Source organism: Micromonospora sp. LHW51205, from assembly GCF_003315815.1.
GTDB lineage: Bacteria > Actinomycetota > Actinomycetes > Mycobacteriales > Micromonosporaceae > Micromonospora > Micromonospora chalcea.
In genome coordinates, this window is the sequence record NZ_QMEZ01000005.1 from 249,053 (window position 1) to 262,737 (window position 13,685).

Sequence of the window (13,685 nt, forward strand, 5' to 3'; positions counted from 1 at the left end):
CCGGCCACGCCACGCGATCGGGAGGTAACCGGACGCGACCCGCCGTCCCGCCACGCCGCCGGAGCGACCGGACCCCCGTCGGTGCCGGCGGGTACGGTCGCACGGTGACCCCGTCCCGCACCGCCACCGGCCCGGCCGTCCCGAAGAAGCGCCGCAGTGGTCGCGCCGGCGCCGGGGAGCTGCTGACCGCCGCGGTGGGCGCGGTTCCCGGCGGCGCGGCCCGGCCCGGTCAGCAGCAGATGGCCGAGGCGATCGAGCGCAGCATCGCCTCCGGCGAGCACCTGTTGGTGCAGGCCGGCACCGGCACCGGCAAGTCCCTGGCCTACCTCGCGCCGGCGCTGACGGTGGACGGGCCGGTGGTGGTCTCCACCGCCACGCTGGCGTTGCAGTCCCAGCTGGTCGAGCACGACCTGCCCCGGCTGGCCGACGCGGTCGAGCCGGTGCTGGGCCGGCGCCCCACGTTCGCCGTGCTGAAGGGTCGCCACCACTATCTGTGCCTGGCGAGGTTGGACAGCTCGGTCGAGGACGAGCCGGACGACGCGCTCTTCGACGCGCCGCGCCCCGGCAACGGCGGCACCAAGTGGCTCGGCGAGGCGGGCCGCCTGGGCAAGCAGGTGCAGCGGCTGCGTGACTGGGCCGAGGAGACCGCCACCGGCGACCGGGACGAGCTGGATCCGGGCGTGGACGACCAGGTGTGGCGCACCGTCTCCATGCCGGCGCGCGAGTGCGTGGGCGCGAGCCGCTGCCCGTTCGGCCAGGAGTGCTTCGCGGAGGCGTCCCGGGCGCGCGCCCGCGAGGCGGACATCGTGGTGACGAACCACAGCCTGCTCGCCGTCGACATGCTCGCCGGTCGGCACATCGTGCCGCCGCACAAGCTGCTGGTGGTGGACGAGGCGCACGAGCTGGCCGACCGGGTCTCCTCGGCGGCCCAGGCCGAGCTGGTGCCGGAGCTGATCGACAGGTCCACCCGCCGGGCCCGGCCGCTGCTGCGCCCGGACCTGGCCGAGCGGCTCACCGAGGCCGGTGACGCGCTCGCCGTGGGGCTGGCCGAGGCGCCGTCCGGGCGGCTCACCGCCGGTCTGCCGCCCGCGCTGCGCGAGGCGTGCACGCTGCTGGACTCGGCGACCCGGGCCGCGCTGGAGGCGATCGGCGACGTGAAGTCCGACGACCCCGACCCGGTACGCAAGCAGCAGGCCAAGGCGGTGCTGGACGAGTTGTCCACCACCGCGCAGCGGCTGCTGGAGGAGGCCGACCACGACGTCGCCTGGGTCGAGAAGCCGGACAACGGCAGCCGCCGGGCGCTGGTGGTCGCGCCGCTGTCGGTCGCGGGCACGCTCGCCACCCACCTGTACGACGAGCGCACAGTCGTCGCCACCTCGGCGACGCTGGCGCTGGGCGGCCGCTTCGACACGGTGGCCCGGGCGCTGGGGCTGGACGCGCCGCCGCCCGCCCCGCCGTCCCCGGCCGCCGCCGCGATCGCCACCGCTGCCGCCGCGGGCCGCACCCCGGTCACGCCGCCGGTGGCCGCCGCCGAGGGCAGCCGGGCGTCGATCGGCACCGTGCCGGCCACCGAGGGGCCGGGCTGGAGTTCGCTGGACGTCGGCTCACCGTTCGACTACGCCCGGCAGGGCATCCTGTACGTGGCCGCGCACCTGCCCCGCCCCAGCGTCTCCGGGCTGCCCGGGCCGGCCGGTGAGGAGCTGCTGGCGCTGGTCGGGGCGCTCGGTGGTCGTACCCTCGGGCTCTTCTCGTCGCGACGGGCCGCGCAGCAGGCGGCGGAGCTGGTCCGCGCGCGGACCGACCTGCCCGTGCTGCTGCAGGGCGAGGAGGCGCTGCCGCTGCTGGTGCGCCGGTTCCGCGAGGTGCGGGAGAGCTGCCTGTTCGGGGTGATGTCGCTCTGGCAGGGGGTGGACGTGCCGGGCGACGCCTGCCAGCTCGTGGTGATCGACAGGTTGCCGTTCCCCCGGCCGGACGAGCCGCTCGCCGCGGCGCGCGCCGCGGCGGTGGACGCCGGTGGCGGCTCGGGTTTCGCGGCGGTGAGCGTGCCGATCGCGGCGGTCCGGCTGGCCCAGGGCGTCGGCCGGCTGATCCGGGCCACCGGCGACCGGGGTGTGGTGGCGGTGCTCGACTCGCGGCTGGAGACGGCGCGCGGGTATGGCCCGTTCCTGCGCCGTTCGCTGCCGCCGTTCTGGTACACGACCCGGCCCGAGGTGGCCCGGGGCGCGCTGGAACGGCTCGCCAAGAGCTGACGCCCGCGCCTCCCCGGGCGGGGCGACACGGGCGTCAGGGGGTCGTGCGGGTCAGGGCGCCTGGGAGGCGACCACCACCGCGTCCGGTGGGGTGTCCGGCACGGTACGCGCGGCGAGCCGCCGGACCGCGGTGTTGAGCACGGCGATCAGCGGCACCGCGACCAGCGCGCCGGCGATGCCGGCCAGCACCACGCCCGCGGCGATGCCGATGATCACGGCGAGCGGGTGGATGGCCACCGCCCGGCCCATGATCAGCGGCTGGAGCACGTGGCCCTCTACCTGCTGCACCCCGACCACCACGCCGAGGATGATCAGCGCGGTCACCGGGCCGCTGTCGACGAGCGCGACCAGCACTGCGACCACGCCGGACAGGAACGCGCCGACGATCGGGATGAACGCGCCCAGGAAGACCAGCGCGGCCAGCGGGAACGCGAACGGGATGTCGAACAGCACCAGGAAGATGCCGATGCCGACCGCGTCGATGAAGGCCACGAGCACGGTGGCCCGCACGTACGCGCCGAGCGTCGCCCAGGACGCGCGACCGGCGTCGTCGACCTTCCAGCGGGCCGCGACCGGCAGCAGCCGGACCAGGAACCGCCAGATGGAGTTGCCGTCACGCAGGAAGAAGAACGTGGCGAAGAGCACGAGCACGGTGCCGGTGAGCACCTCGGCCAGCGTGGCGGCGGTGCTGAGCGCCCCGCTGGTGAACCGCTCGGTGTTGCCGTTGATCCAGTTCTGCGCCTCGTTGATGTAGCGGTCGAGCTGGCTGTCGGACAGGTGCAGCGGGCCGGTCTTGAACCAGTCCTGGATCTGCCGGATGCCCTGCGAGGACTTCTCGCTCAGCTCCGGTACGCCCTTGATGAACTCGTTGACCACCAGCGTCAGCGTGCCGACCACGGCGGCCAGGCCGCCGACGAGCACCACACCGGTGGCCAGGGAGCGGGGCAGGCGGGCCCGGAGCAGCCAGCCGACCGCCGGGGCGAGCAGCGCGGAGAGCAGCAGCGCGACGGTCAGCGGGATGATCACGATGCTGATCGTGCCGATGATCTTGATGAGCGCCCAGGTCACGATGCCGATCACGATCAGCCGCCAGCACCACGCGGCGGTGATCCGCAGCGCGTGCGGCACCTCGGTGTCGTCCCGGCTCACAGTCGACGAGTGCATCGCGGCCGGCGGCTCGACGCCCACCACAGTCGCCTCCGGCGACGCCGACGGTCCCGGTGACGCGGGCGAGGCCACTCCTGCCTCCCCCGGCGCCGCTTCCGGGTCGGCCCGGCGGGTCCGGGCGGCCTCCCGGCCCGACTCGTACGCGCGGCGGAGCCGTCCGCGCATCCGCTCGAAGCGGCTCAAGCGCACCTCCGGCAAAGTCGGCCCCACCACGTCGCAGGGGGCACAGGATACGTCTGCTCGCCCCACCCTAGGGCGGCTCGGCCACACATTGCCCGCCCGGCGCTCCTGCGAACCACGGCGGAATCGACAGCCGGGCACGCGGTAGCGTCTTCGCGTGACCGCCGACCAGAGTCTCGACGCCGGGCTGCCGATCCGCCTGCTGCACGACCGCGTGCTGGTACGCACCGAGGGCGCCGAGGGCGAACGCCGCTCCACCGCCGGCATCGTGATCCCCGCGACCGCCGCCGTGGGCAAGCGGCTGGCCTGGGCGACAGCCGTCGGCGTCGGGCCGAACGTCCGCTCGATCGTGGCCGGCGACCGGGTGCTCTTCGACCCGGACGACCGCTCCGAGGTCGAGTTGCACGGGCGGGCGTACGTGCTCCTGCGCGAGCGGGACGTGCACGCCGTGGCGGCCGAGCGGGTGGAGAGCACCGCCGCCGGCTCCACCGGCCTCTACCTCTGATCCGGCTCTCCACCCTCCGACCCGGCATCGGCGCCGTTTGCGGCGCTTCCCGGCGGGAAGCCCAGGCACCTGAGCGCCCTGGGGAGGGACACCATGCCGGTAGTGATCAAGAAGATCCTCGCCTGGGGATTCCTCGCGTTCCTGATCTACTTCATGGCGTTCCGTCCGGACGGGGCCGCGCAGGTGTTCAGGGGGATCGGGGCCGCGCTCATGGCCATCGCCCAGGGGCTCGGCGACTTCCTGACCGGCCTGATGAGCTGACCCGTCAGCGCCCGGGATGCCAGGGCGCGCCCGGGCCGTGCCAGCCGCCCGGGCCGTAGCCGGGCGGCGGGTACGCGGGCGGCGCGGCGAGCACCACCGGGATCGGCACCACCGGGTCGTCGGGCGCCTCCACCGGGCGCTGCGAACCGTCCGGGAACCGCAGGTGGTAGCGCTGACCGTCCCAGACCCCGACCGGCGCCTGCGGGTCCCGGCCGACGAAGAACGACCGGTACGCGGAGATCGCCTCCAGCAGTTCCCGTTCCTCCCGCGCTGTCCGTTCCCGCTCGGCGGGTTTGCGGTCCAGTCCCCGGCGCATGCCGTCGCGCAGCAGCGCGAGCCGGGTCGCGGCGAACTGGTAGCCGCGCATCGCCTTCACCCCGCCGTCACCGGCGACCCGCCGGGCCCACGTACGCGCCGCGTGCCGGCGGCCCAGGCTGCCCAGCGCGGCCACCTCGGGCGGGGTGAGCCAGCCCGCCCGCACGTAGTCCGGCAGCGTGCGCTCGGTGAGCCGGCCCTCCCAGGCGCGCAGCCAGATCGCCAGCCCCACCATGGCGAAGAAGATCGGCACCATCACGCCGATGTACCCGTAGAGCACGATCACCGTCTGCCCGGTGGCCTGGGCCAGCGAGGGCAGCAGGTTCCAGGTGCCGTGCAGGATCATCGCCAGCAGCAGGCCGGCCAGCGGGGCGAGCACCCGTACCCGCCGGTCGGCGGTACGCGCCGCGACGCCCAGCCCGACGCCGGTCATCGAGGTGAACAGCGGGTGGGCGAAGCCGAACAGCAGGATCCGGACGATGAAGATCGCGATCACCTGCTGCGCGCCGGTGGCCGGGCCGTACTGCTCCACGCCGGTGCGGTAGCCGTACCCGCCCAGGTAGAGGATGTTCTCGACCATGGCGAAGCCGACCGCGGAGAGCCCGCAGTAGACCAGGCCGTCGGTGATCCCGGAGAACTCCCGGCGCCGGAAGATCAGCACCAGGAGCGGGCCCGCCGCCTTGGTCAGCTCCTCGATGAACGGGGCGACGAGCACCGCTGTCAGCGCGGCGGGCAGCCCCAGGTCGTCGAACAGCCGCGCGCCGGTCTCGTTGACCAGCAGCGAGATCGCGGTGGAGACGAAGGCGCCCCACGCGAAGCAGAAGATCAGATACTTCAACGGCTCCGGCTCGTAGCGGTCGAGCCACAGGAAGCAGGAGACCAGCACCGGCACCGGCAGGATCGCCGCGACCAGGCCCACCAGCAGCGCCTCGGCGCCGAGGCTCTCGCCCAGCGTGAAGACCATGAACAGCGCGCCGGCCGCGATCAGCAGCACCACACCGGCCAGCGCGAGGAAGCGCCGCCAGCCGAGCCGGCGCAGCGGCATCCGGGGCGTCGGCCCTCCCGGCGACGGGGCGGCGGGCGCGGGCGGCGGCGGCAGGGCTCCGCCGGGCGGGGTGTCGGCCATGCGGTCAGCGTAGTCACCCGCGACCCACTGGTCCGGGCCGAACGCTACGGCTATGCTCCCGAACAGGTCACGAGCGCCAGCGTCAAGCCCCGGCTTGCTGGCCGGCAACCCTCGTCGAGGTTCGCGGTGGGGTGCCCCGGGTGATGACCGGGCCCAGCGCCGCTCCGCGTGCTGGGCAAGCGCGGACCCCGTCCCGGCACCACCCGGGGTCCACCTGTGACCCGGGAGGCTCCGGCATGACCCTCACTCTCGTACCCCCGTCGCCAGTGCTGCCCGCGCCGGTCCGGCCCGACCCGCTCGGCGTGCTCGGCGTACCGGGGGAGATCAACCTGGACCACGCCGCCAGCGCGCCGTGCGCGCGGGCCGCGGCCGACGCGGTGGCCGGGCTCCTTCCCTGGTACGCGAGCGTGCATCGCGGCGCGGGCGCGCTGTCCCGGCGCTGCACGCTCGCCTACGAGCAGGCCCGGCAGACCGTCGGCGACTTCCTCGGCGCCCGCCCCGACGACCACGTGATCTTCACGCGGAACACCACAGACGCGCTGAACCTGCTGGCCCGTGCGCTGCCCGCGGGCACCACGGTGATCACGTTCGGCGGCGAGCACCACGCCAACCTGCTGCCCTGGCCGCGCGGCTCGGTACGCCTGCCGGTGCCGGACAGCCCGGCCGGCGCGGTCCGGTCCCTCGCGGCGGCGCTCGGCGAGCTGGCCCGCGACGCCCGGCCCGGCCTGCCGGTGCTGGTCGCGGTCACCGGTGCCGGCAACGTCACCGGCGAGGTGTGGCCGGTCGCCGAACTGGCCCGGGTCGCCCACCGGCACGGCGCCCGCATCCTGGTCGACGCCGCGCAGCTCGCCCCGCACGCCCCGGTCGACCTGGCCGCGATGGACGTGGACTACGTGGCGCTGTCCGGCCACAAGCTGTACGCCCCGTTCGGCGCGGGCGTGCTCGCCGGGCGGGCGGACTGGCTGGACGCGGCCCCGCCGTACCTGGCCGGTGGCGGCGCCACCAGCCACGTCGGCGCGGCCACGCACGAGGTGCGGTGGACCACCGGCCCGGCCCGGCACGAGGCCGGCACCCCGAACCTGCTCGGCGCGGTGGCGCTGGCGGCGGTCTGCGCCGCGCTCGGCGAGGCCGACCGGCAGGCGCTGCACGTACGGGAACAGGCGCTGCTGACCCGGCTGCGCCGCGGCCTCGCCACGCTGCCCGACGTGGTCGAGCTGCGCATGTTCGGCCCGGACGCCCCACGGGTGGGCATCGTCAGCTTCGTGGTCGCCGGGCGGGACTCCGCAGACGTGGCCGCGCATCTCGCGAGCCGGCACCGGATCGGGGTACGGGACGGCCTGTTCTGCGCCCACCCGCTGACCCGTCGCCTGCTGGCCGAGGCCGCCGCCCGTACCGGCCGCACCGACCTGCCCCCGACCGCCCTGCGCGCCAGCCTGGGCCTGGGCACCACCGAGCCCCAGGTCGACGCCCTCCTGACCGCCCTGTCCCACCTCCCCTAACCCAACCCCCCTCCCCCTCCCGCCCAAGAGCAACCGGCCCGTCCGCACCCACGACAGCCAGAGATCTTGGTACGGGGACGCCCCGGTGGGGGCGTCCCCGTACCAAGATCTCGCCCCCCGGGGGCCCCATCGGGGCGATCATGAAGTTAGCGGTCACAGAAAGCGCTTTCCCGCCAGCCAACTTCATGATCAGCCGGCCCCCATGGAGGTGATCAAGGAGTTTGGGTCCGAGTTGATCTCCGGGAGGGACACAAACTCCTTGATCAACGCGGCGGGCAGGCGGCGGGGCGGGCAGGCGGCGGGCGGGCGGCGGGACGGGGGCGGGTCAGCCGACTGGGGGGGCCGTGGGTGGGTGGGCGGCGGGGTTGCGGTCGGTGGGTGGGCCGGTGCGGTGCTCCTTCTCGCCGAACGCCTGCCGGACCAGGCGGTTCGCCTCCTCCTGCTCGATACCGGAGGCCACCATCAGGTCGCTCGCCGTGGTACGCACCTGCGCGATCACCACGCTGCCGGAGAAGCCGACCCCCTCGGCGTACGCCCGGCCGGCCTCGCTCACCGCGCGCAGCGACCGTTCGCGGGCCTCCTGCGGCTCCTGCCCGGCGGCGAACTCGTGCCGGAGCAGGCGCACCGACTCGGCCAGATGACCGATCGCGTCCGGCATCGGCTCGGGGGCCGGTTCGTCGTCCTCGATCATGGTGACCGCGCGGCGGATCAGCGTGCCGGTGTTGCGCATGGCCCGGTCGATCGGGTCGGCCGCCTCCGCGTAGTGGGTCAGCTCGCCGCGCCGGTGCCAGCGGGCCGGGGACAGCGTGCTGGTCTCCTTGGCACCCTCGATCGCCTCGGAGAGGGCGGCCAGTTCCTCCTTGTTCTCCCGCAGCCGGAACAGCGCGCGCTGGGCCGCCTCCCGGTCCTGGTTTCGCAGCGCCTCGGCGCAGGCGTCGAGCTGGTCGGCGAGGAGGTCCAACGCGGGCCGGGCGGCCCGGTTGATCACCCGTAGCGGGTTGAGCGGCAGCAGGATGGCGGTGACGAGCAGCGCGATGCCGCCACCGAGTAACGCGTCGATGAAGCGGGGGAATTCCAGGTTCTCGGTGGACGGGCTGAGCGTCACGATCAGCACCGCGGTGGCCGCGGCCTGGATCACGATCGCCACGCTCGCCCCGGCGAAGATGCTCAGCAGGATCGCCGAGGTCACCACGAGCGCGAGCTGCCAGGCGCCGGTGCCGACGAAGTAGATGAGCGCGTCGCCGACCAGCACGCCGACGGCCACGCCGGCGATCAGCTCGACCGTACGCCGGAACCGCTGCCCCACCGAGGCGGCGAGCGTGCCGACGGCGGAGATCGGGGCGAAGACCGGCTGGGGGTTCTTCAGCAGCCGGTGCGAGATCAGGTACGCCAGACCGGCGGCGAGCCCGGCCTGCACCGCCAGGCCGAACGCGGTCCGGACCCGGTGCAGCCGGTCGTGCAGGGTCGCCTTGCCCCGGTGCCGCAGCTCCTCCATCGCGGAGGCGATCCGCTGCCCGTCGCGGTCGGCCCGCCCCTCACGCAGCTTTCCGCGACGCAAGAACTGCAGTCGTCCGTCCCGGGCCATGGCCGGTACTACCCGTACCGCCCCGGCTGAATCCCTCTACCCGGGCCGAAGGGGGCAGACTGCATCCGATGGACGACCTGACGGCACGGTGGCGGGAGACGGCGCGGGCGGCGGGCGCGACCGATCCGGCGGCTGTCGAGCGGGCCGGCGCCCGGCTGCTGGCGGGCTGGCGGGAGCCGCACCGGCGCTACCACGACGAGGCGCACCTGCGGGCGGTGCTCGACGTGGTCGACGCGTACGCCGGGCTGGCCCGCGACCCCGACCTGGTCCGGCTCGCGGCGTGGTGCCACGACGCGGTCTACGACCCGCGCGCGGCGGGCGACGCCAACGAGCGGGCCAGCGCCGACCTCGGCGGCGAGCTGCTGGCCGCCGCCGGGCTCCCGGCCGCGACGGTGACCGGGGTACGCCGCCTGGTGCTGCTCACCGCCGGTCACGCGGTCGGGCCGGACGACCCGGACGGCGCGCTGCTCTGCGACGCGGACCTGGCGGTGCTGGCGGCCCCGCGGGAGCGCTACGACAGGTACGCCGCCGCGATCCGCGCCGAGTACGCGCACGTGCCCGACCCGGACTTCCGCGCCGGCCGGTCGGCGGCGCTGCGGCACCTGCTCGCGCTGCCGGCGCTGTACCGGCTACCCGAGCCGCACGCCCGCTGGGAGTCCCGGGCCCGGGCCAACCTGTCCCGGGAGTTGGCCGCGCTGGCCTGAGAAGCGATGCTTCGGACGGCGCAGGCCGGTGTCCCGCAGCAGCCGGACGATCTCCCGCGAGGGCACGACAGTCGCGCCCAGCCACACCGCCGCCCGGAACCGTTCGGCGGGCACGTCGTAGTGGTCCCGGTCGAAGCCGCGCCGGGGCGCGCCGAGCATCTCCGCGAACGCGTGCAGCTCGGCGTACGAGACGTCGCTGATCAGGTGCGACCAGAGCCGGCCGCGCCAGGGCACGGCGGGCGGGTCCAGGTAGAGCACGGCAACAGACGGTACGCCGGTAGCCTTCCCGGCATGGCCGCCCATCCCCTCCTCGACGACCTGCGGGGCGCGCTCGGCGACGCCGCCGTGCTGACCGACCCGGACCTGCTGGCCGGGCACGCCCGCGACGAGGCCGACCTGTGCGACTCGGGCGTCCCGCTGGTGGTGGTCCGGCCCCGTGACACCGAGGGCGTGGTGGCGGTGGTCCGGGCGGCGGGGCGGCACGGCGTACCGGTGGTGCCGCAGGGCGCGCGGACCGGGCTGGCCGGCGCGGCGAACGCGGTGGACGGCGCGGTGGTGGTGAGCACCGTGGCGATGAACCGGGTCCGCGAGATCGACCCGGTCGGCCGGATCGCCGTGGTGCAGCCCGGCGTGGTCAACGCGGCGCTCGCCCGCGCGGTGCGGGAGCACGGCCTCTGGTATCCGCCGGATCCCGGCTCGTGGGAGTCGTCCACGGTCGGCGGCAACGTGGCCACCAACGCCGGTGGCATGTGCTGCGTGAAGTACGGCGTGACCGGCGAGTACGTGCTGGGCCTGGAGGTGGTGCTCGCCTCCGGCGAGGTGCTGCGCACCGGGCGGCGTACCGCGAAGGGGGTCGCCGGGTACGACCTGACCCGGCTCTTCGTCGGTTCGGAGGGCACGCTCGGCGTGATCACCGAGGTGACAGTGGCGTTGCGTCCGGCCCCGGAGCAGTCACTGACACTGGTCGCGGTCTTCCCCACGGTGGCCACGGCCGGTGGCGCGGTCGCCGGGATCGCCGGGCGGGGGCTCACCCCGAGTCTGCTGGAACTGCTGGACCGGACCCATCTGCGGGCGATCGAGGCGTACCGGCCGATGGGTCTGCGCACCGATGCCGAGGCGCTGCTGCTGGCAGCGGTGGACACCGGCGCCCGGGCCGCCGACGACCTGGCCCGGCTGGCCGAGGTGTGCACGGCGGCGGGCGCCGACGAGGTCTACGCGGCCGGCGACGCGACCGAGGCGGCGGCGCTGCTGCAGGCCCGGCGGCTGGCCCACCCGGCGATGGAGCGGTTCGCGGCGCAGACCTACCCCGGCGGCAACGGTGGCCTGGTCATCGACGACGTGGCGGTGCCGCGCGCCCGGCTGGCGGAACTGCTGGACGGGGTGGCCCGGATCGCCGAGGCGTGCCGGGTGCCGATCGGGGTGGTCGGTCACGCGGGCGACGGCAACATGCACCCGAACATCGTGGTCGACCGGGCCGACCCGGACAGCCTGGCCCGGGGGCGGCGGGCCTTCGACGAGATCATGGCGCTCGGGCTTGAGCTGGGCGGCACCTGCACCGGGGAGCACGGCGTGGGGCTGCTCAAGCGGGACTGGCTGGCCCGCGAGATCGGCCCGGTGGGCGTACGGGTGCACCAGGCGATCAAGGCGGCGCTGGACCCGGCCGGGTTGTTCAACCCCGGCAAGGTGTTCTAACCCTTGTCCTCCGCGGGCGTGGCCTGGGTGACGAGCAGCAGCACGTCGTAGGCCACCTTCGGCTTCGGCTCGCCCGGGCAGTCCTGGATGGTGACGGTCAGGCCGGGCGGGACGAGCAACGTCGAGGTCAGCACGCCGATGCAGCCCTGCTTGTAGCCGCGGGCCTCGTCGGTCTCCTTCGCCAGCGCCGGGTCGGCGAGCATCCGCTGGAGCCGCCGGCTCTGCTCGGGGCTCAGCGTGCCGGTGGCGTCCACGCCGTCACCGGCGCAGTCGCGGCACTGCCAGCGGCCGGACGGGTCCACGTCGAGGTGGCGGATCGGGCCCTCGTCGCCGAGCTTCTGCACCAGGGAGACGCGCTTGCCGGCCGGGGTGGGGCTGGCTGTTCCCGCTGTTCCGGGCGCGGTGGCGCCTTCGGCCCGGCCGAAGGCGCATCCGGTCAGAGCGGTCGCCAGCAGGACGGCAGCGGACAGGGCGGGGACGCGCGACGACCATGATGGGCGGACCACGCGGGGAAACCTACACTTCCGTAGGTAGCGCGCACTACCGGCCGAGCGGCCCGGGGTGGGGATCCCCTACCTGGGGGAGGCCGGAAGTTCAACGCCCGGGCCGTCGGTCCCTCGGTCTGCTGCGAAACCACGCACATCGGGCGCGCCGAGGCGGGCCGCGTCGGCGGCGATGTCGTCCGTCATGAGCTGCGACTCCCGCTCGGCCAGCACCCGCGCCCGGTAGTGGGCCACCTCCCGGTCCCGGGTCGCCGCGTCCCAGCCGAGCACCGCGCCCATCAGCTCCGCGGCGTGCTCCGCCGACTCCAGGCCGCGGTGGCTGGTCTCGATCGAGATCCGGGTACGCCGGGTGAGCACGTCCTCCAGGTGCAGCGCGCCCTCGGCGCGGGCGGCGTACGTCACCTCGGCGGCGAGGTATTCCGGCGCGCCGGCCAGCGGCGAACCGAGCAGCGGATCGGCGTCGACCAGCGCGAGCAGGTCCAGCGTGAGGTTGCCGTATCGCTCCAGCAGGTGCTCGACCACGCCGACCGCGACTCCGTGCCGGCGGGCCAGGTCGGCCCGGTCCCGCCACAGGGCCGCGTACCCGTCGGCGCCCAGCAGCGGCAGGTCGGCGGTACGCGAGGGGCGGGTCCGGCCGAGCCGGTGCATCGCGCGGTCGACCACGTCCGACGCCATCACCCGGTAGGTGGTGTACTTGCCGCCGGCCACCAGCAGCAGGCCGAGCATCGGCTCCACCACGGCGTGCTCGCGGGACAGCTTCGAGGTGGAGTCCGCCTCGCCGGCCAGCAGCGGGCGCAGCCCGGCGTAGACGCCCTCGATGTCGGCGGTGGTCAGCGGCCGGTCCAGCACCGTGTTGACCTGGGAGAGCAGGTATTCGATGTCGCTGGCGGTCGCGGCCGGGTGGGACCTGTCGAGTTGCCAGTCCGTGTCGGTGGTGCCGATGATCCAGTGCCCGCCCCAGGGGATCACGAAGAGCACGCTCGTGGCGGTACGCAGGATCAGGCCGGTCTCGCCGACGATCGCCGAGCGGGGCACCACCAGGTGCACCCCCTTGGAGGCCCGGACCCGCAGCTTCGGGCGGAGCCCGACGTCGTTGAGCATCCGCGACATGTCGTCGCTCCACACGCCGGTGGCGGCGATCACGGTGCGCGCGCGTACCTCGAACTCGGCGTCCGGCGAGCCGGCCGGCGCCTCCAGGTCGCGTACCCGCACGCCGGTGACCTCGCGGGCCTGGCGGGTCAGGCCGACCGCGCGGGCGCTGGTCACCACAGTCGCGCCGAGGCTCGCCGCGGTACGCGCCAGCGTCACCACGAGACGGGCGTCGTCGACCTGACCGTCGTAGTAGCGGATCGCGCCGGCCAGCTTGTCCGGACGCAGGCTCGGGAAGATCCGGCGCGTGCCCTCGCGGCTCAGGTGCCGGTGCAGCGGCATCCCCCGCCCGCCGCCGAACACCCCGGCGAACGCGTCGTACGCGGCCACGCCGAGCCCGTAGTAGGAGCGGCGGAAGAACCGCCGGGGCAGGTCCCGCGCGCCGCCCTCGGCGGGCAGCGGAACCAGGATCGGCACCGGACGGACCAGGTGCGGGGCGAGCCGGGTGGCGAGCAGTCCGCGTTCGGTCAGCGCCTCGTGGACCAGGTGGAACTCCAGCTGCTCCAGGTAGCGCAGGCCGCCGTGGATCAGCTTGCTGGACCGGCTGGAGGTGCCGGCGGCGTAGTCGCGCGCCTCCACCAGGGCGACCTTCAGCCCGCGGGACGCGGCGTCGAGCGCGGCGCCCGCTCCGGTCACCCCGCCGCCGATGACCAGGACGTCGAACCGCTCGGCCCGAAGGCGGCGCAGGTCGTCGGCGCGGCGCTCGGCGGAGAGCTGGCCGGCCACGGATCGGGACACGTTGGGGTCGCG

The 13,685-nt window shown here is 74.9% G+C and carries 12 protein-coding genes and 1 riboswitch; of the genes, 6 read left to right on the forward strand and 6 right to left on the reverse strand.

The window, feature by feature from the left end; genetic code table 11:
- The first annotated feature begins 104 nt into the window (after positions 1-104).
- Positions 105-2,249: an ATP-dependent DNA helicase gene (locus DQE82_RS20645; protein ID WP_113973533.1), complete on the forward strand. Its 2,145-nt coding sequence runs from the start codon at positions 105-107 to the stop codon at positions 2,247-2,249.
- A 51-nt stretch (positions 2,250-2,300) separates the two neighbouring features.
- On the opposite strand, the gene DQE82_RS20650 is transcribed toward DQE82_RS20645, so the two are convergent.
- Positions 2,301-3,599: an AI-2E family transporter gene (locus tag DQE82_RS20650; protein ID WP_231915501.1), complete on the reverse strand. Its 1,299-nt coding sequence runs from the start codon at positions 3,597-3,599 to the stop codon at positions 2,301-2,303.
- A 154-nt stretch (positions 3,600-3,753) separates the two neighbouring features.
- Between DQE82_RS20650 and DQE82_RS20655 the strand changes: the two genes are divergently transcribed.
- Together DQE82_RS20655 and DQE82_RS30845 are read left to right on the forward strand one after the other, a co-directional pair.
- Complete coding sequence (locus tag DQE82_RS20655) at positions 3,754-4,101, forward strand: co-chaperone GroES (RefSeq protein WP_043327996.1); 348 nt, start codon at positions 3,754-3,756, stop codon at positions 4,099-4,101.
- 93 nt (positions 4,102-4,194) lie between these two features.
- On the forward strand, positions 4,195-4,362 hold the full coding sequence (locus DQE82_RS30845) for a hypothetical protein (RefSeq protein ID WP_166457585.1): 168 nt from the start codon (positions 4,195-4,197) through the stop codon (positions 4,360-4,362).
- 4 nt (positions 4,363-4,366) lie between these two features.
- Here DQE82_RS30845 and DQE82_RS20660 read toward each other — a convergent pair whose 3' ends face one another.
- Entirely contained in the window at positions 4,367-5,803 is a 1,437-nt protein-coding gene (locus tag DQE82_RS20660; protein WP_083296944.1) for a PrsW family intramembrane metalloprotease, read from the reverse strand.
- A gap of 65 nt (positions 5,804-5,868) precedes the next feature.
- Positions 5,869-5,991, forward strand: a riboswitch (SAM riboswitch).
- Between the two features lie 48 nt (positions 5,992-6,039).
- Between DQE82_RS20660 and DQE82_RS20665 the strand changes: the two genes are divergently transcribed.
- The gene (locus tag DQE82_RS20665) at positions 6,040-7,302 is read left to right on the forward strand and encodes an aminotransferase class V-fold PLP-dependent enzyme (protein ID WP_113973534.1); all 1,263 of its coding nucleotides are present in this window, start codon (positions 6,040-6,042) and stop codon (positions 7,300-7,302) included.
- A 325-nt stretch (positions 7,303-7,627) separates the two neighbouring features.
- Here DQE82_RS20665 and DQE82_RS20670 read toward each other — a convergent pair whose 3' ends face one another.
- Positions 7,628-8,887, reverse strand: coding sequence for an aromatic acid exporter family protein (locus tag DQE82_RS20670; RefSeq protein WP_043327993.1), 1,260 nt, complete (start codon positions 8,885-8,887; stop codon positions 7,628-7,630).
- Positions 8,888-8,955: 68 nt separating this feature from the next.
- Here DQE82_RS20670 and DQE82_RS20675 point away from each other — a divergent pair, with 68 nt between their 5' ends.
- On the forward strand, positions 8,956-9,591 hold the full coding sequence (locus DQE82_RS20675) for a metal-dependent phosphohydrolase (RefSeq protein WP_113973535.1): 636 nt from the start codon (positions 8,956-8,958) through the stop codon (positions 9,589-9,591).
- Here the strand turns inward: DQE82_RS20675 and DQE82_RS20680 are convergent.
- A complete protein-coding gene (locus DQE82_RS20680; RefSeq protein ID WP_113973536.1) occupies positions 9,517-9,849 on the reverse strand; it encodes a DUF4031 domain-containing protein in 333 nt (110 codons plus the stop codon). The genes DQE82_RS20675 and DQE82_RS20680 overlap by 75 nt on opposite strands.
- Positions 9,850-9,882: 33 nt before the next feature.
- On the opposite strand from DQE82_RS20680, the gene DQE82_RS20685 reads away from it, so the two are divergent.
- Positions 9,883-11,283, forward strand: coding sequence for an FAD-binding oxidoreductase (locus DQE82_RS20685; RefSeq protein ID WP_043327990.1), 1,401 nt, complete (start codon positions 9,883-9,885; stop codon positions 11,281-11,283).
- Here DQE82_RS20685 and DQE82_RS20690 read toward each other — a convergent pair.
- Positions 11,280-11,789, reverse strand: coding sequence for a hypothetical protein (locus DQE82_RS20690; protein ID WP_043327989.1), 510 nt, complete (start codon positions 11,787-11,789; stop codon positions 11,280-11,282). The genes DQE82_RS20685 and DQE82_RS20690 overlap by 4 nt on opposite strands.
- Positions 11,790-11,855: 66 nt before the next feature.
- The gene (locus DQE82_RS20695) at positions 11,856-13,673 is read right to left on the reverse strand and encodes a glycerol-3-phosphate dehydrogenase/oxidase (protein ID WP_043330892.1); all 1,818 of its coding nucleotides are present in this window, start codon (positions 13,671-13,673) and stop codon (positions 11,856-11,858) included.
- Positions 13,674-13,685: the final 12 nt, after the last annotated feature.